At 38.1% G+C, this 16,543-nt stretch carries 14 protein-coding genes; 3 read left to right on the plus strand and 11 right to left on the minus strand.

What is annotated here, in order from left to right; translation table 11 throughout:
* The first annotated feature begins 62 nt into the window (after window positions 1-62).
* Together HMPREF2933_RS04745 and HMPREF2933_RS04750 are read left to right on the plus strand one after the other, a co-directional pair.
* Window positions 63-1,079: an adenine-specific methyltransferase EcoRI family protein gene (locus tag HMPREF2933_RS04745; protein WP_060458434.1), complete on the plus strand. Its 1,017-nt coding sequence runs from the start codon at window positions 63-65 to the stop codon at window positions 1,077-1,079.
* Between the two features lie 16 nt (window positions 1,080-1,095).
* Window positions 1,096-2,334 (plus strand): GmrSD restriction endonuclease domain-containing protein, encoded by a 1,239-nt coding sequence (locus HMPREF2933_RS04750; protein WP_060458433.1) that lies wholly within the window; start codon window positions 1,096-1,098, stop codon window positions 2,332-2,334.
* 102 nt (window positions 2,335-2,436) lie between these two features.
* Here HMPREF2933_RS04750 and HMPREF2933_RS04755 read toward each other — a convergent pair whose 3' ends face one another.
* From HMPREF2933_RS04755 to HMPREF2933_RS04790, 8 genes are all read right to left on the minus strand, one after another.
* Window positions 2,437-3,525 (minus strand): glycerol dehydrogenase, encoded by a 1,089-nt coding sequence (locus HMPREF2933_RS04755; protein ID WP_070241824.1) that lies wholly within the window; start codon window positions 3,523-3,525, stop codon window positions 2,437-2,439.
* 30 nt (window positions 3,526-3,555) lie between these two features.
* Entirely contained in the window at window positions 3,556-4,224 is a 669-nt protein-coding gene (locus HMPREF2933_RS04760) for a fructose-6-phosphate aldolase (RefSeq protein WP_024053034.1), read from the minus strand.
* Between the two features lie 14 nt (window positions 4,225-4,238).
* The gene (locus HMPREF2933_RS04765; protein WP_024053033.1) at window positions 4,239-6,680 is read right to left on the minus strand and encodes a glycyl radical protein; all 2,442 of its coding nucleotides are present in this window, start codon (window positions 6,678-6,680) and stop codon (window positions 4,239-4,241) included.
* 167 nt (window positions 6,681-6,847) lie between these two features.
* Window positions 6,848-8,149 (minus strand): PTS sugar transporter subunit IIC, encoded by a 1,302-nt coding sequence (locus HMPREF2933_RS04770; protein ID WP_024053032.1) that lies wholly within the window; start codon window positions 8,147-8,149, stop codon window positions 6,848-6,850.
* Between the two features lie 2 nt (window positions 8,150-8,151).
* Window positions 8,152-8,472 (minus strand): PTS sugar transporter subunit IIB, encoded by a 321-nt coding sequence (locus HMPREF2933_RS04775; RefSeq protein ID WP_003023895.1) that lies wholly within the window; start codon window positions 8,470-8,472, stop codon window positions 8,152-8,154.
* 20 nt (window positions 8,473-8,492) lie between these two features.
* Window positions 8,493-8,816, minus strand: a complete 324-nt coding sequence (locus HMPREF2933_RS04780; protein ID WP_003023891.1) for a PTS lactose/cellobiose transporter subunit IIA — start codon at window positions 8,814-8,816, stop codon at window positions 8,493-8,495.
* Between the two features lie 249 nt (window positions 8,817-9,065).
* Window positions 9,066-10,028, minus strand: a complete 963-nt coding sequence (locus tag HMPREF2933_RS04785) for a sugar-binding transcriptional regulator (RefSeq protein ID WP_024053031.1) — start codon at window positions 10,026-10,028, stop codon at window positions 9,066-9,068.
* Between the two features lie 18 nt (window positions 10,029-10,046).
* Window positions 10,047-10,790, minus strand: a complete 744-nt coding sequence (locus tag HMPREF2933_RS04790; protein WP_024053030.1) for a DeoR/GlpR family DNA-binding transcription regulator — start codon at window positions 10,788-10,790, stop codon at window positions 10,047-10,049.
* A gap of 132 nt (window positions 10,791-10,922) precedes the next feature.
* On the opposite strand from HMPREF2933_RS04790, the gene HMPREF2933_RS04795 reads away from it, so the two are divergent.
* Complete coding sequence (locus HMPREF2933_RS04795; protein ID WP_024053029.1) at window positions 10,923-11,699, plus strand: glycyl-radical enzyme activating protein; 777 nt, start codon at window positions 10,923-10,925, stop codon at window positions 11,697-11,699.
* A 32-nt stretch (window positions 11,700-11,731) separates the two neighbouring features.
* Here the strand turns inward: HMPREF2933_RS04795 and HMPREF2933_RS04800 are convergent, their stop codons facing one another.
* The 3 genes from HMPREF2933_RS04800 to HMPREF2933_RS04810 all read right to left on the minus strand — a co-directional run bounded on the left by HMPREF2933_RS04800 (window position 11,732) and on the right by HMPREF2933_RS04810 (window position 16,539).
* Window positions 11,732-12,181: an Rrf2 family transcriptional regulator gene (locus HMPREF2933_RS04800; RefSeq protein WP_024053028.1), complete on the minus strand. Its 450-nt coding sequence runs from the start codon at window positions 12,179-12,181 to the stop codon at window positions 11,732-11,734.
* 65 nt (window positions 12,182-12,246) lie between these two features.
* On the minus strand, window positions 12,247-13,083 hold the full coding sequence (locus HMPREF2933_RS04805; protein ID WP_024053027.1) for a metallophosphoesterase family protein: 837 nt from the start codon (window positions 13,081-13,083) through the stop codon (window positions 12,247-12,249).
* A gap of 90 nt (window positions 13,084-13,173) precedes the next feature.
* Window positions 13,174-16,539: an ABC transporter permease gene (locus tag HMPREF2933_RS04810; protein WP_024053026.1), complete on the minus strand. Its 3,366-nt coding sequence runs from the start codon at window positions 16,537-16,539 to the stop codon at window positions 13,174-13,176.
* Window positions 16,540-16,543: the final 4 nt, after the last annotated feature.

The raw sequence follows: 16,543 nt of genomic DNA on the forward strand, positions 1-16,543 counted from the left end.
CAGGCTTTTTCACATTTTTGTGAAGAAGCCTTTTATACTCCCTACGAAAGTGGGGTGGCATAATGGCTGGCTCACTACACAAGGCTAAAAAAGTAAAAAATGATGAGTTTTATACTCGCTATAAAGATATTGCTGAGGAAATGGGGCATTATAGGGAACATTTTAGAGATAAAGTTATCTACTGTAATTGTGATGACCCAACACAATCAAATTTTTGGCGTTATTTTCATAACAATTTTGCTAGTCTGGGTCTTAAAAAACTGATAGCAACACATTTTCAAAAGGATAGCGAACCGTCGTATGCTCTGATTTATGAAGGTGGCGATGATTTCAATATGGAAACTGGAAATATTGAAACTATTTATGGAGATGATGAGTATACCGCTGGAGATTTTCGAAGCGAGGACAGTATAAACTATTTGAAAGAAGCGGACATTGTTATTACTAACCCTCCGTTTAGTTTGTTTAAGGAGTATATTAGCCAACTAATCAATTACAATAAATCATTTATTGTTGTTGGAAATAAGAATGCGGTAACTTACAAAGAAGTATTCCCTTTAATCAAGAATAATCAAATTTGGATTGGTGCTAGAAGTATGAATTCAGACTTTTGGCTTTATGTTCCAGATGATGCAAATTATGAGAAATTAGACGAAGATGGCAGAAGAGTCAAGCATATTATGGCTTGTTGGTACACTAACTTAGATTTACAAAAGCGTCATGATGGCTTGTGGCATATTGGAGATAAGTTCGACCAAACAAAAGCTCATAAATATTATAAAGGATTTGAAGAGAAATACCCAAAATATGATAATTATAATGGAATAAATATAGATAACGTAAAAGATATACCAATTGATTATGAAGGAATGATGGGCGTTCCTATTACTTTCATTGATAAGTTCAATCCAAGAGAATTTGAAATATTAGGTTGTTCATATTCATACGGAGATCCTGGTGAACCATACCATAAACAAGGAGAGAGTTTCAATGTTAGTTTCAATGACAAAAATGTTTATAAACGTATCTTTATAAGAAACTTAAATCCTATCAGTCGTGCGGAAGACAGAGGTTATTAACAAAGGAGATGATATAATGAAAGTAACTAGATTAAGAGATTTACTAAATAAACCATTTACTATTCGAGATTTAGCTAGTGGTTATACAAATAATGATGATGGCGCAACAACAGATGCTGTAAAAGGATATAATGGCAACTTAAATATCCGTCCATCTTATCAAAGAAATAGCGTATATAACGAAGATAAGATACAAGCTGTAATCCAAACCGTTTTAGACGAGTGTCCTTTAGGTATCATGTACTGGGTCGACTTGGGAAATGGGCAATATGAAGTTCTTGATGGTCAACAGCGTATTTTAGCTATTTGTAACTATGTTATGGGAAATTATTCTGTAAAATCAAACAAATTTCCGTCTAGTGCTCCACAACAAGATTTCCCAAATCTTCAAATGAACCTAACTGACTTAGCAGTTCAAATTCTTGATTATGAATTAGATATATATGTTTGTGAAGGAACAGCATCTGAAAAAATGAAATGGTTTCACGTTATAAATACAGCAGGAGAACCATTAAATGAACAAGAGCTAAGAAATTCCGCTTACACTGGCACTTGGCTTTCTAACGCCAAACAAAGATTTTCAACAAAAAGTGGACGTGGCGTTGTACTTGCTGACGAAAATCCGAATAACGATAAAGCAGAACCACTATTAAATGGTAATTGGAATAGACAAGAGTATCTACAAACTGCTATTAAATGGGCTTCACAAAATGATAATGACGATAGTACAAATACAATCGAAGATTATATGTTGAAGCATCAAGGAGATGCAGATGCTTCTGAATTATGGCAAAATTTTTCTGCCATAATTGAATGGGTTCGTGGAAAGTTTATAAGCTATCAAAACAGTTTGAAAGGGATGGATTGGGGAACAATCTACAAAGAATATCAATTAGGACAGTTAGACAACAATATCATTAAAAATAGTGCTTCTGTCATTAACGAAAAAATTGCAGAGTTGGTAAATGATGATGAAGTCACAACTAAAATGAAAGGGATTTATCAGTACATCATTTACGGAGATTCCAAATATCTCCAACTTAGAGCTTTTGATGATAAAACCATCAAGCAAAAATATGAAGAACAGAGCCATCACTGCGTTTATTGTGTGGATGAAGGAAACAACAGGGAGTATGCTCTTAAAGAGCTAGCAGGCGACCATATTACACCGTGGTCTTTAGGTGGAAAAACTGTCCCTGAAAATTGCCAACTATTATGTAAAAAGCACAACTCTTCAAAAGGGAACAACTATTAAAATTGAAAAGGCGACTTCCAAAACGGAAATCGACTTTTTTGATATTCTCATAAATACAATATGTTGTTAGTGGTGTAAACTGGTATATAGTTCCCTTTATTTTTATAAGGAGTTTACATAACGATCAACTGCCAAAATGGCAGTAGCAACATCTGAAGCAGAGATTTTAAAAGGCATTTGATGAATGGTTTCACCTTCAATAGTAGCTTGCTTACCAACCTTGAGCAAATCATCATAGCTGGCATTTTCTAAATGCATTTCTGCCAAGGTCGTAGGCATACCAATTTTCTGATAGAAACGAATATATTTTTCCAACTCCTCTTTTGGACGTTTTTCAAGAAAGAGCTGTGTTAGCGTTCCATAAGCTACTTTTTCTCCATGAGTCAGATGATGAATATCACCAGTCAGAGCTGTAAATCCATTGTGAATGGCATGAGCAGCAGCCAATCCACCACTTTCAAAACCAACACCGCTGAGAAGCGTATTAGCCTCAATGATATGCTCAAGAGCTGGTGTTACCACCTGCGCCTCACAAGCAGCCAGTGCTTGTAAACCATCTGCAAAAAGAGTTTCTTCACATTTTTGAGCAATAGCTGCGCCTGCTAAAGTCTGTCTTTGTCCCAGCATGGTCTCTCCATTTGCCTGCATAACCGCATGCGCTTCAACCCAAGTCGCTAAACCATCTGCAATTCCAGAAGCTAACAAGCGCTTTGGAGATTGAGCAATGACCTTTGAATCTACTAGAACAAGATCTGGGTTCTTGGTGTAAAAAATATATTTTTCAAATGCTCCTTCCTCGGTATAAATTACTGAAAGAGCTGATGTTGGTGCATCTGTCGAAGCAATAGTCGGTGCAATCACGACAGGACTTCCCAATAAATCTGCAATTGCCTTAGCACTGTCAATTGTTTTTCCACCACCAAGACCAATCACTAGATCTGCTCCATCTTTTTCAGCTAAAGCAGCTACCCGATTGATTTCATTATCCGAAGCTTCACCATTAAAACTGACATGCAATACATGAAGTCCATAGCGAGTAAGATAGGATTGGAACTTCTTTCCTACAATTTGATAAACAGTGTTGTCACAAAGCAAAACTGGATGGTTTCCTAAGTTCAAAATCTGTTTTGCATTTTCAAATAAGGCATCTTCACCTTGAATATAGCGAGAAGGGCTTGCAAAAGTTCTCATAAAATACCTCTTCCTACGCAAAAATGGAGATTAGATGTACTTTTGACCATGAATGAATGACCAATCTGCTGCAAAATCATCTACTGCCTTTGAAATAGACGGCATAGCAAAAGCTGCTTCAAAGACATCCGCACCTGCTGTAATAGCATGGGCACCATCAGCAAAAGCCTTGTTGACTTGTCCTACATTTTTAAAGGAAGCTGCTAAAATTTTGCTAGATGAACCTTCTTTCGCAATCGCATCTGCCAATTGGCCAATAACTACATCTGAATCAATGTTCAAATTTTCCATACGGTTATAATAAGGAGCTAAATAATCTGCGCCTGCTTGAATGGCTAACAAACCTTGGAAAATGGTATAAATAGCAGTTGCCGTAATCTTGTAACCTTCTGCTTTTAAAACTTTTATAGCGGCTAAACCTTCAGGGGTTACAGGTACTTTGACAAACACATTTCCACTACAATGCTTGCGAATTTCAGCGGCATCTTTTAAAATTCCCTGATAATCTTTGGCAACAACCTGAATATGAATGGAAGGAGCTTCCCCAATAATTTCTCTAACTTCTTGGATGCGTTTAAAGAAATCAATCTCCCCCTCTTTTTTAGCGATGGTCGGGTTAGAAGTCACTCCTGCCAAGGGGAGAACTTGCGACCATTTTTTTATTTCTTCTACATTTAATGTATCAAGCATGAATTCCATAAACTGGACCTCTTTTATAATGTGTGTTCTGTACGTCCGATAATATCATCTTGTGTTGCTTTGGAGAGTACATTGAAGAATGCCGAATATCCTGCAACACGCACAATCAAATCACGGTGTTTTTCAGGATGTTTTTGCGCATCAATCAAGGTTTCTCTAGAAACAACATTGTATTGAATATGATAACCGTGCAAACGGTTAAAGAACGTACGAAGTAAAGCAATCAATTTAATTTTATCTTCTTCCTTAGACAAGGTCTGAGGATTCACTTTTTGATTGAGCAGAACCCCCCCAACGATTTCATCTGTCGGCAATTTAGAAACAGATTTCAATACAGAAGTCGGACCATTCTTGTCCATATTGTGAGATGGAGAACAGCCTTCAGCGAGCGGTGTTCCTGCATTGCGGCCATCTGGTGTCGCCAAAGTACCGCGACCTTGACCAACATTGGCTGAAATAGAAGATGTTCCTGAATAGCGGATACCGCCAATTGGACCGCGTCCATAACGGGTATTTGGATATTTAGCAATTTCATCCACATAAATATCATAAGCATCAGTCACCAGCTTATCAGCGTAATCATCATCATTACCATATTTCGGTGCATCAGAAATCAACATCTCTTGAATCTCCTTGCCACGCTCACCTGCATAGTCCGTTTCAAGCGCATGCCAGAGTTCAGCTGGAGTCAGTTTTCCTTCTTCAAAGACTAGCTTCTTGATTGCTGCTAGTGAGTCTGATAGATTGGCAATACCGACTTGGAGACCAGAAATATAGTCATAGACAGCTCCGCCTTCTTTCAAATGCTTTCCACGACCGATACAATCGTCTGTCAAAGCTGAGCAGAGAATATCTGGTACTTCTCTTTCTAGAGAAAGGTCAATCGCGTTTTCCACGATGACACTCATACGAGTCAAGTGACGCAAAGTCTTGTCCCAAGCCGTTTGCAGCTCAGCAAAGCTCTTCATGTCTTTAAAATGACCGAAGCTTGGTGCAAAACGCTTGCCAGATGCGGGATCAATTCCATCGTTCATAGTGATGAGAAGCACCTTAGGGAAGTTCATATAGCTCATTCCCGTACAACGGTAGCCCCATTTACCTGGCACAGCTGTCTCCACACAGCCGATAGCACTGTAGTCGTATGCATCTTCTTCCAAAACGCCTTTGGCAATAAAGGACGGAATAATAATCTCGTCATTATTGAAAGCAGGCATTCCAAAACCTAGTTTCATAACTTCTATGCATTCGTTCATAAAACGAGCATCTAGACCAGCATGGTAGCGAACTGTTAAGTTCGGCTGTGGCAAATGCGTCTGTGCAACAGATCTCAAAACCAGATATGAAAGGGGATTTACAGCATCTTTCTTATCACGTGTTTGTCCACCAATTGTCACATTTTGATACAAAGGACTACCAGCAGATGAGAAAGTATGAGCCTGACTGCGTACTTTATTGATCGTAATCGTCTTAATCCAAAGATTGGTTAAGCGTTCGACAATGCTTTCTTCCGTCTCGCGACCAGCTTCCAAGTCCGACTTAACATAAGGATACATGTATTGGTCAAAGCGCCCATAAGAGAGGGAGTGACCATTAGACTCAATCTGTAAAATACACTGGATAAACCAGACAGACTGAATAGCTTCAGCAAACGTTTCCGCTGGTTCGTAAGGCACTTTGGAGCAAATTCGAACAATTTCCAATAATTCCTGACGGCGCTCTGGGCTTGCAGACTCTGCCATATCTTGAGCTAATTTGACAAAACGATTCGCATAAGCTTTCACAGCATCCACTACAATGAAAATTGAATCATAGAAATGATATTTATCAATACTAGCCGGATCTGTTAAATCCAAGGCCTCCTTAGCTGCCCGAGCTTTTTCCTCAAAACCTTTCAAACCATATTGAAGCAATTTTTGATAGTTGGCTGCCAAGTGAGCATCACCAGAGTTCATCTTTCCTTCCATGCCAAAGAAGCCAGTTTCCATATAAACCTGAACTTCTTCTGGAAGTAAAGCCCCAGCTCTAGCACGGAGGTTATTGTTTTCCCAGAAGGGAGCGATGTTCCGGATTTGTTCTTTGGTTTCCTCTGTAATATAGAAAACATCACCGTCGCGCTTTTCAAAAAGATCTAATTCATTGAGTACAAATTCTAAAGTATACTCTGGGAAAATAGGTGCATCTTTATTAGATGAAGCCTGATTTCCAACAATCATGGTCTCATCTTCAATATAAAGCGTCATATTTTCCAAAATTTCCTTAAGCATATAAGCACGCTTCAGAACATTTGGCTTTTCTTTATGCTCTTGATAAGCTCTTGTTGCAAGAACAGCACGTTCAGCATCAATATAAGGTTTCTTGTCCAGCACATCTTCCCGATACTTGTTCATTCGGTCCGTTAAACTACCAAAATAATTCGTTTGTATCGTCGTTTTTTCTATTTCTTTTACATTAGCCATCACAGCACAACCTTTCTTATGAAATTATTTTTATTTCTTTCGTAACTATTGTAGCATGCAAGATACAAAAATTCAATTATTTATAATCAAGTATCAAATTAAAGATTTTTTGCACATTTGTGCTCAATCAACATTAAAATAATTTCTTTACAGTGATACAATGTAGTTTATCCTTCCGCTTTCAGTTCATTACTGTAAGCAAGATTGTCTTGGAATTTAAAGAATGGGAAATAGATGAGAGTGGACATAGCTAAAATGACAACTTGGATGAGAGCACCCTGCCATCCTGCCACTAAGAAACCAGAAATAATAGCTGGTGTACTCCATGGCAAGGTCACCCCTGAAAATGGCTGCATAAAGCCAATTGCTATAGAACCATAAACAATTACAGCCGCTAAAACAGGTACAAGAATAAAAGGCAAGAACATGACGGGATTCATAACAATTGGAAACCCAAACACAACTGGTTCATTGACATTAAAGATTGCTGGAAAAGCAGCAACCTTTCCTAGTGCTTTGTATTGTTTAGACTTAGCTGCAAAGAGCATGGCTACCACCAAACCAAAAGTAATACCAGAACCAGACAAAATAAGGAAACTATCCAAGAATTGCTGAGTGACAATGTGAGCACCTTTTCCAACAGATAACTTTCCAGCAGCAAGCAAGGTTTTATTAGCATCCAGATTTGAAAGTAAGAGAGCGGTCACTACACCATTGACAACAGATTGTCCGTGTACACCAAACCACCATAGGAAAGAGATGAAAAAGGCAATACCGATTGCACCGTAAAGGGAACCAGTCAATCCTTGCAGCGGTACTTGAAGCACACCGTAAATCATTTCGATAAAAGTACCACCCTTTGTCAGCATTTTAGCAAGAATATAGACTACCATGGAAAGGAAGAATATCACAAAAGCTGGAATCATAGCCTCAAATTGCTTGGCAATCGCTTGAGGAACTTGCTCTGGCATCTTAATAACAATATGTTTTTGAATAAACATGGTATAGATACTACCGACAACCAAACCAATAATAATGGCTCCAATAATCCCCTGACCGCCAAACCAAATCTTGGCAATCGCGTCTGTAATTTCTTCACCTTTTTCTGGAATATAAGAAGATTTTAAAAGAATGAAGAAAGAAGACACAGATAACACACCTGCCGGCAGAGGCTCTACACCACTATTTTTAGCATAAGAATATCCTATAGAAAAACAGGAAATCAAACCCATAATCGCAAAAGTTCCTGAGTAAACCTGCATAAACGGCTCGGTCCAATTTTTTCCAAAAATGCCTGCAATCGCCTGATTGAGGCCTTCAAACGGTAACTGTCCTACAATCAGAAAGATACTTCCAACAACTGTCAAGGGCAGAATTGCCAACATACCATCCTTTAAGGCAATAATACCGCGCATATTGACAAATTTCATAATCGGCGCAATAATTTTTTGAGTATCTATTTTAGCCATAACTAAGCTCCTTGTTTTTGTTCCAAAAGCCCCAAAGCGAGATTCAATACTTTTTTACCATCTAGCATGCCATAGTCCGCCATTGGAATGACCGCAATTGGAATATGGTTCTCTTCGCAAATGGCAGCTGACTTATCCAAAGTATAAGCTACTTGTGGTCCTAACAAAGCAACATCCAAGTTTGGTGCATAATCTGCTAACTTGGCCTGAGAATAAGCATCAATCTCAACCTCTAAACCAGCTTCTTTCGCAGCTATTTTCATATTATTGACCAACATTCCTGTTGAAAAACCTGCTGCACAAAACAACCCAATTTTAATCATATCTTCATCCTCCTGATGATTTATTTTTTCACTTGTAATTCTTTTCTCAAGTCAATGATTTCCTTGATAAGATTAATTTCTGTAATACTGGTCATCAAATGATCCTGAGAGTGGACAAACAAAGCTGTAATTTCTGTCTTTGTTCCCCCCGCTTCCTGTGCCAAAAACTCCGTTTGAAGATTATGAGCTTCTAATAATGCCTGATCTGCCAATTCTAGATACTCATTACACTTTTCAAACTCACCATTTTTTGCTAATGACAAAGCTTGGTAAATATGCTGTTTGGCATCTCCAGCATGCAAGATTAACCCCATAATGATTTGATCAGCTACAATCACTTCCATATTTAACGTTACTCCTATTTTTATTTACAAAATATATCTTTCTTTTATTTGAAAGCGTTTTATTTTTGTTTGTAACTCAAATTTATCATCTTTCTCTTATTCCGTCAATATATCACTGAACAAATTCTCTTTTTTTATATTTATCGCACATTTGTGCTTATAGAGTAAAATAAAAAGGGTCAGAATCATTATTCTTGACCTTTTGAAAATGAAATAATGAGAAAAAGGAGAATTGTTATAAACTACTAATTAATTAACTGCACTATTATCCAATTCCAACACTTTTAAAATAGTTGCTTCATCTGTAACTAAATGGTTGACATACCCAGCACGTAAAACCGCCAAAATAGCGGCAGCTTTTTGACGACCATAGGCGAAAGCCAGACTGTAAGGAACTGTTTTTAAATAATCTAAAGAAATAGCAACTGTTCGATTTTGCAACTGTTCATCAACCAACTCACCATTTTCATCAAAAAAGCGGCAACAAATTTCTCCGACAGCTCCTTCATTTGCCACTGTACGAAAATCTTCAGCCGTCAGCATATCCAACCACTGCCGATTCTTTTCATCCACTTGTCCGCCAATACCAACAACAACCACATCTAGTTCTTGCCAACTTCTTTTTAAGTCATCAAAATATTTAGAAGATAAAATTCCTTTTGCTAAGATCTCGTCTTCCTGTATAATCGTCGCATTCATAAAGCGACAATCCCCATGGTATTTATTAGCCATACTGTAAATGAGGGTATTAACATGATAACGAGCATGAATATGGCTAGGTCCGCCAGCCAATGGAAAAAAATGCACATTATTCAAGTGCCGACTGCCCGAGTGTTCTACCAAGAGACTAAGACTCTTTCCCCATGAAAATCCAACTTTAGCATTGTCATCAATCATCCCCCGAAGCATTCCTGCCGCTGATTGAGCTAACCGCTGCTCCAAATCAGAAGGTGAATCATCCACTTGATTTGCTACGATTTCAAGTCCTTTTAACCCATACTTCTCTTTCACTACATTTTCTAAATGAAACAAACGCGTATCAAAGGCTTCAATCTCGATTTTGACAATGCCTTCCTTTTTAGCTTCAGCCAGCATACGACTCACAGTTGTCCGATAAATCCCTGTCTCTGCTGCAATTTCTGCCTGACTTTTCTCCTCTACATAATAAAGATAAGCAATCTTAGCTAATAGCCTTTTTCTTTCACTTTTCATCTTATCTCCCTCTACTTATCAGACTAGACTCAATTTGATATTGGCTGCTTTTAGGCGTTGAACCGCTGCTGTCGGAATAGCTTGATCGGTTACCACCTGCGAAACCTGTTTCAAACCAAAACGCTTGACAGTCCCTCTTTTATCAAATTTACTCGAATCTGTTAACACAATCATTTTATCAGATGCTTCCGACATATATTGCACCACTTCGCTACGCATTAAATCTTTACCTGTAAAACCAAGCTCTTCATCATAGCCATCAGTCCCTACAAAAGCATGTTCTACATGGAAAAATTGAATCATTTCCTTAAGTAAAGGACCGACCGTAACTTGCGAATCGTTCTGAAATTCACCGCCTAGCAAGATAATCTTGCAAGAATCTACTTTTCTCACATAGTCTGCGATAAAATAAGAATTTGTAATAATTTTCACGTTCTTCTTAGTACGACAGATTTCTTCAGCTAACAGAGCACAAGTTGAACCAGATTCAATGATAATCGTTTCATTGTCTGCAACAATTTTTGCCGCTTCTTGTGCTATCTTTCGCTTGGTATCATAATGAAAAGAAAGCCGGACATTCAAGTCATCACCACTATTTAAGACCGCATAACCGTGCTCCCGATGAAGCAAGCCTTTCATTTCCAGCTTATCCAAATCTTTCCGAATCGTTACTTTAGAGACTTTTAATTTATCAGATAAAGTATTAACATCAATTTTTTCAAACTCCGAAACGAGCTTAACGATTTCATCTAAACGTTCCATTTTATTCACCTCATTCTTTATTTTAACAGAATTTAAGGAATAAATAAAACAAAAAATAGTTTCATTCGTAATTGTTTTTCTTTCGTTTGTTTGATATAATAAAAGAAAATAAGCAAGAAAAGAGTGTACATCATGAGTGCAGAAAAAGGAATCATCTTTAATATTCAACATTTTAGTATTCACGACGGACCAGGAATTCGGACAACTGTTTTTCTAAAAGGCTGTCCTTTACGCTGTCCTTGGTGTGCCAATCCAGAATCTCAGAAATTTAAACCTGAGCCCATGTTAGACGCTTCTAGCAAAAAGACTATCACCATGGGAGAGGAAAAAAGCGTTGAAGAGATTATCAAAGAAGTTCTCAAAGATAGAGAATTTTATGAAGAATCAAGTGGGGGCCTGACCTTGTCTGGTGGAGAAATCTTTGCTCAGTTTGAATTTGCCAAAGCAATCCTTAAAGCTGCCAAAGAAAAAGGTATCCATACAGCAATTGAAACGACAGCCTTTGTAGATCATAACAAATTCGTTGATTTGCTCCAGTATGTAGATTTTATCTATACTGACTTAAAGCATTATAACACCATCAATCACCGCAAAGTCACAGGGGTCAAAAATGAACTAATTATCAAAAATATTCATTATGCTTTTTCGCAACAAAAAACCATTGTCCTGCGTATTCCTGTTATCCCTAGCTTTAATGACTCTCTAGAAGATGCCGAACAATTTGCTATTTTATTTAAAAAATTATCTATTGATCAAGTACAACTCTTACCTTTTCATCAATTCGGTGAAAATAAATATAAATTACTAAAACGTTCTTATGAAATGGAAAATGTGCAAGCTCTACATCCGGAAGACCTCTATGATTATCAGCAAGTTTTTCTTGATTATGAAATCAACTGTTATTTTTAGCTCCTCTTTTTCTCCAAAAAACAATCCATTTCTCACGAAATGGATTGTTTTTTTATCTCTTCTTGGGCAGATGCAACGACATCTGCCAGACTGGTCTTGCTCAGTTCTTCTTCCATTGCTGCTTGAATTTCTGCTAATTTGTCATCTAAAACTAAGTGAATATTTCTGCCAATGGGACAAGATGGATTGGGATGCTCATGAAAGCTAAAGAGTTGCCCAGATTTGCCCAGACTTTCTACTGCTTGATAGACATCCAAGAGGGTAATGTCTTTTAAATCTTTTCTGATGACAGCCCCGCCCGTTCCACGCGCAACAGAAATCAAATCTGCACTTTTCAACTGTAATAATGTCTTGCGAATAATGACAGGATTTACTCCAACGCTGTCAGCTAGAAAATCGCTAGTCACCTTATGTTTTTGACATTCTAATGCTATAACAGTCAGCATGTGCGTGGCAATGGTAAAACGACTCGAAATTTGCATGTAAAACTCCTTTCATTTGCAGATTCTATTACTAGTATACTTTATTTACGTTGTAACTTCAAGTGTTACTTCTCAAAAAACTCCTTGAGATGTGCAACATAATCTTCTCGCTCACTAATTGCTCGAAGTAAATCATGATTATGCGTATGATGAATTCCATTGACCAGACTTTCGTAATATACTTCATAATAAGGCAACTTCAATGTTCTAGCCATTTCCAATTCTTTATTTACATCATAAGCCACTCGTCGAAAATCGACATCTGCTAATCCCTGTTCATCAATTTTTAAAATAGCATACTGAGCTCGCAGATCCTTTCGCAAACAAGCATCTAGAAAAAACGGCTGACCGATAGATCCCGGATTGATAATCATCTGTCCCCCCGTCGCATAACGAAGAAATTGCTGATGAATATGACCATAAATGGCAATGGCACAATTGTTACCTTCAAACAGGCGATCAAAATTCTCTTGTTGACCAATATGAATCAACTCTCGTCCCCAATTTTTATCTGGCAAATGATGAGTCACAGCAATTTCTAAATCGCCAACTTTTGTCAAAAGCTGCAAAGGCAGCTCATGCAATCGGTTCAGTTCTTCAGGTGTGACTTCTTCCAAAAGATACTGGCATAAACAAACCATATATAAATGACTAGGGCGACTGATATCTAATTTCCCATGAAGAGCATTCCAAATGCTATCTTCCCAATTTCCCCGCACTTGAAGGCTAATCGGTAAAGCAGCCATTAAGTCAATAATTTTCTTTCGCCCCGTTCCGGGTGCCAATAAATCTCCCAAAAACCAGTAATCGGTCACCTGTTCCTTTTTAGCATCCGCCAAAACAGCTTCTAATGCCGTTACATTTCCATGAATATCTGATAATAAAGCAATTTTTCGTTTCATTGTACCGTTTCATCTGTCCTTTATAAAATATTATAACAAACCAAGAAAAAACTTCCACTCCCAAGTTTGAGTGAAAGTTTTACTGCCTCATCAATCTACCGACTTCAACGCTTCCAACATGTCAATACGCCTCAATATTGCATTGACCATAAAGCCTAAGACAATCAAAATCATGATGATAGAAAAGACTGGTACAAGATATACAAACACCGATACTGCCGGATTGAGAAGAAAGGCGTCTGGGGCAATCGTCTCTAAAAGGGAGCGATGTAAAATATTTCCTAAAAACAAGCCTACAATAATACCAATAACAGACAAAAGAATGGTCTCTCGATAAATGTAAAGCGTGACTTCTTTATTATGAAATCCCAATACTTTAATCGTTGATAATTCTCGAATCCGCTCTGCAACATTGATATTCATCAAGTTATAAAGAATCACAATGGCTAGTAAAATAGAGGCAACAGTTAAAATCTGCATTACAAAGCCAAGAGATTTGACAATGACATCAATTTGTTCCAAAATCCCCGTATTTTGTACGACTGCTCGCACACCAGTTAATTTCATGAAGGCTGCTGCGGTATCCTGCACATTTTTGCTAGAGGAATCTTTCAATTTTATCAGATAAGCATTTTCTTGGAACTTACGAGCAAATACCGTTTGATAATAGTCCTGATTCATAAAGATAAAATGCCCTGCGTACATTTCAGTGATACCAGAAACTTTGATTTTATAGCGTTTTCCTTCATCGGATGTCACCTCAAAAGTATCTCCAACAGAAACATGCATAATGGTTGCTAATTTCTGAGAAATGACCGCTCCATGCGAAGACAAGTTCAAGCTCGCTTTGCTTTGACTATCATATAACTCTATGAAATGATGAAAATCCTTGCCTGTTGTCACAAATAACGCGAGAGACTGTTCATCTTTAGCACCCTTGATTTTTTTGGTAAATGTTTCTTGATAAATACCGCGTTTTTTAGCTATTTTTTTATCTGCTAATAAATGATTGATTGCTGCTTGCTCGTCTGATTTGAGATGATGTTTTTGCGAAATGACCGCATCGTATTTGATAATTTCTCCATACTGCCGATTTCCCATACCTTCCATGGAAGAAGACATCCCCAAACCGGCAAATAAGAGGGCGACGGAGCCTGCCACACCAAAAATGGTCATCAGCATTCTTTGCTTGTAACGAAAGATATTTCGAGCCGTCACTTTTTGCGTAAAGCTAAGCCGACGCCAGATGAAGTCAATCCGCTCTAGCAAGATTTTTGAGCCTTTGGTAGGTGCCTTGGGCAACAATAATTGAGATGGTTTTTCTTTCAACTCTTTGTGAGCAATATAAAGGGCTGGTGCGACACCACACAAGACCGAGCATAAAAGAGCAATGAGACTAATTTCCCAATAAAATTCTAATCGCAAATCTGGATAAGTTGATGTCTTAAAAATAGTTTTCCCTAAGATGTAGGGTAAGAAATAAGTACCTAACAAACTTCCCATTACTGTACCTAACAAACTTGAAACCAAGCCATAAACGACAAATTTCTTAACGACATCTTGATTCCGATAACCTAAAGCTTTTAAAACGCCAGCATTTGTGCGTTCTTCGCTGACAAAACGTGTCATTGTCGTTACCGTTACAAGGGCAGCTACCAGATATAGTACAATCGGAAAAGCATTTCCTACAGCTGAGATTCCATAAGCACGATTCCCCGTTGTTGTGTACTCGTCAGCTCCTGGAAATGTCCGACGTGTATACACACGGTAGGTTGATACAGACAAACCAGCTACTTCCTCTTTTGCCTTTTGAATGTCTGCTTGCCCATTTTTTATTTTTGTTTCAGCATCTTTCTTTTGCTTTTCGTATTCAGTTTTTTTATCGTTCAATGTTGCCTGAGCTTGGTCCAATTGCGCCTGACCGTCTGCGATTTGTTGTTTTGCTTGCGCCAATTGGGCTTGACCTGCTTGGTACTCGGTTTGTTTATTTCTTAAGGTTGCCTGACCACTTTGATATTGAGCTAAGCCTGCGTCATATTCAGCTTGTTTCGCATTCAATGCCTCAGCTGCAGATTGGTATTGGGCAAGTCCTGCTTTATAAAGCGCTTCTTGGCTTTTGTACTGCGACAGTCCAGTTTGAAATTCAGCCTGCTTTTTCTCTAATTCTGTACGAGCAAGATTTAATTTTGCTTCTTCTTGTGCTAGTTGAGTTTGTGCTGCCACAATTTCAGGCACTGTTGCTGGATCAATTCCTTGTGCTTGTAGCGCAGCTATTTTGGTCTGCAAATTAGTTTTTGCAGCTGCAAGTTGCATTTGACCTTTTTCCAATTCTGCCTGCGCTGTAGCTAATGTAGCTTGAGCATTTGTTACATTTTCTTTTGCAGCAGATAATTGACTAGCTGCCTGATCTAATTGGGTTTTCGTTTGATTCAATTGTGCCCAACCTGAAGACAGTTGAGCGGCGGCTGTATCTAATTTTTCTTTCGTATTTTCCAAAGTCTGCTCAGCCTGTGCAATTTGAGCTGCGCCCTGTGCAAGCAAGTTTTCTTTTTCAGTTAGTTGACCTTGAGCAAGCTCTAAATCTGCTCTTTTTTGATCAATTTGATCCTGCGCATTCCTTAGTTGCTGCTGGGCATCTGCCAATGCTTGTTGAGAAGTTTGAATTTTTGCTTCTCCGTCCGCAATTTTTGCCTGTGCTTGGGCTTTTATCTCTGATAAACGTTTTTTTCCATTATCAGCCAGTAGCTTTTCTAACTCATCTTCATGCCGTTTTACCTTTTTTCTATAGGAATCTCCAAAGGAGTTGAGTGTTTTTAAATTGTTATATCTCAAACGAGCGACCGTATAGACTGGACTTTGAAACGTTTTGAGCGTCACCACTGCATAAGCAGACAAGGTACCACTCCCTGAGTTAGAACTGCCAAGAGAAATAGTTGAAGCCAATTCACTTGAATTGACAAATCCTGTCACTGTAAAGGTATGCCGTCTCAAAGCATACTTATTGGTTCCTTCCTCGTTTAAAGTAATGCTATCGCCAATCTTGTACTTTCCTTGATAAAAACTAGCCAAAGCCACTTGATTTTCCTTGCTTGGAAAATGACCTGAGACAAGCTTGAACTTAGAAATATTAGTTGTCTGAGAAAAAACTCGAACAGAAGTTGAGCTATCTCCAACCACCGTATCTGTAAAATAACCATATTCTACCTGTGCATTTGGAACTGCATTCAGTTCTTTTTGGTCAGCTTTGCTGATACCATAATCTGACATCACTGCCAAATCCATCATTTTCATCTGTGAAAGATAACGATTGGCTGAATTTTCAATGTCTGGACTGGCTGCTTTCAGGCCCACTAGCGCAAAAGAACCTAACATCATCAAAAACATAATGGACAGAAAGCGTCCTTTGGACTGACGAAAAGAGAGCCAGATGTCTTTATTTAGAATGGATTTTTTCATATCA

The organism is Streptococcus sp. HMSC066F10 (genome assembly GCF_001813805.1).
Lineage (GTDB): Bacteria > Bacillota > Bacilli > Lactobacillales > Streptococcaceae > Streptococcus > Streptococcus vaginalis.

Excerpts from the sequence above, each read along its gene's own strand:
- HMPREF2933_RS04780 (WP_003023891.1), bottom strand. The coding sequence starts at position 8,816 with ATGGAAGTGATTGTAGCTGATCAAATCATTATGGGGTTAATCTTGCAT.
- HMPREF2933_RS04805 (WP_024053027.1), bottom strand. The coding sequence starts at position 13,083 with ATGAAACGAAAAATTGCTTTATTATCAGATATTCATGGAAATGTAACG.
- HMPREF2933_RS04760 (WP_024053034.1), bottom strand. The coding sequence starts at position 4,224 with ATGGAATTCATGCTTGATACATTAAATGTAGAAGAAATAAAAAAATGG.
- HMPREF2933_RS04795 (WP_024053029.1), top strand. The coding sequence starts at position 10,923 with ATGAGTGCAGAAAAAGGAATCATCTTTAATATTCAACATTTTAGTATT.
- HMPREF2933_RS04775 (WP_003023895.1), bottom strand. The coding sequence starts at position 8,472 with ATGATTAAAATTGGGTTGTTTTGTGCAGCAGGTTTTTCAACAGGAATG.
- HMPREF2933_RS04810 (WP_024053026.1), bottom strand. The coding sequence starts at position 16,539 with ATGAAAAAATCCATTCTAAATAAAGACATCTGGCTCTCTTTTCGTCAG.
- HMPREF2933_RS04745 (WP_060458434.1), top strand. The coding sequence starts at position 63 with ATGGCTGGCTCACTACACAAGGCTAAAAAAGTAAAAAATGATGAGTTT.
- HMPREF2933_RS04790 (WP_024053030.1), bottom strand. The coding sequence starts at position 10,790 with ATGGAACGTTTAGATGAAATCGTTAAGCTCGTTTCGGAGTTTGAAAAA.
- HMPREF2933_RS04800 (WP_024053028.1), bottom strand. The coding sequence starts at position 12,181 with ATGCAAATTTCGAGTCGTTTTACCATTGCCACGCACATGCTGACTGTT.
- HMPREF2933_RS04750 (WP_060458433.1), top strand. The coding sequence starts at position 1,096 with ATGAAAGTAACTAGATTAAGAGATTTACTAAATAAACCATTTACTATT.
- HMPREF2933_RS04770 (WP_024053032.1), bottom strand. The coding sequence starts at position 8,149 with ATGGCTAAAATAGATACTCAAAAAATTATTGCGCCGATTATGAAATTT.
- HMPREF2933_RS04765 (WP_024053033.1), bottom strand. The coding sequence starts at position 6,680 with ATGGCTAATGTAAAAGAAATAGAAAAAACGACGATACAAACGAATTAT.
- HMPREF2933_RS04755 (WP_070241824.1), bottom strand. The coding sequence starts at position 3,525 with ATGAGAACTTTTGCAAGCCCTTCTCGCTATATTCAAGGTGAAGATGCC.
- HMPREF2933_RS04785 (WP_024053031.1), bottom strand. The coding sequence starts at position 10,028 with ATGAAAAGTGAAAGAAAAAGGCTATTAGCTAAGATTGCTTATCTTTAT.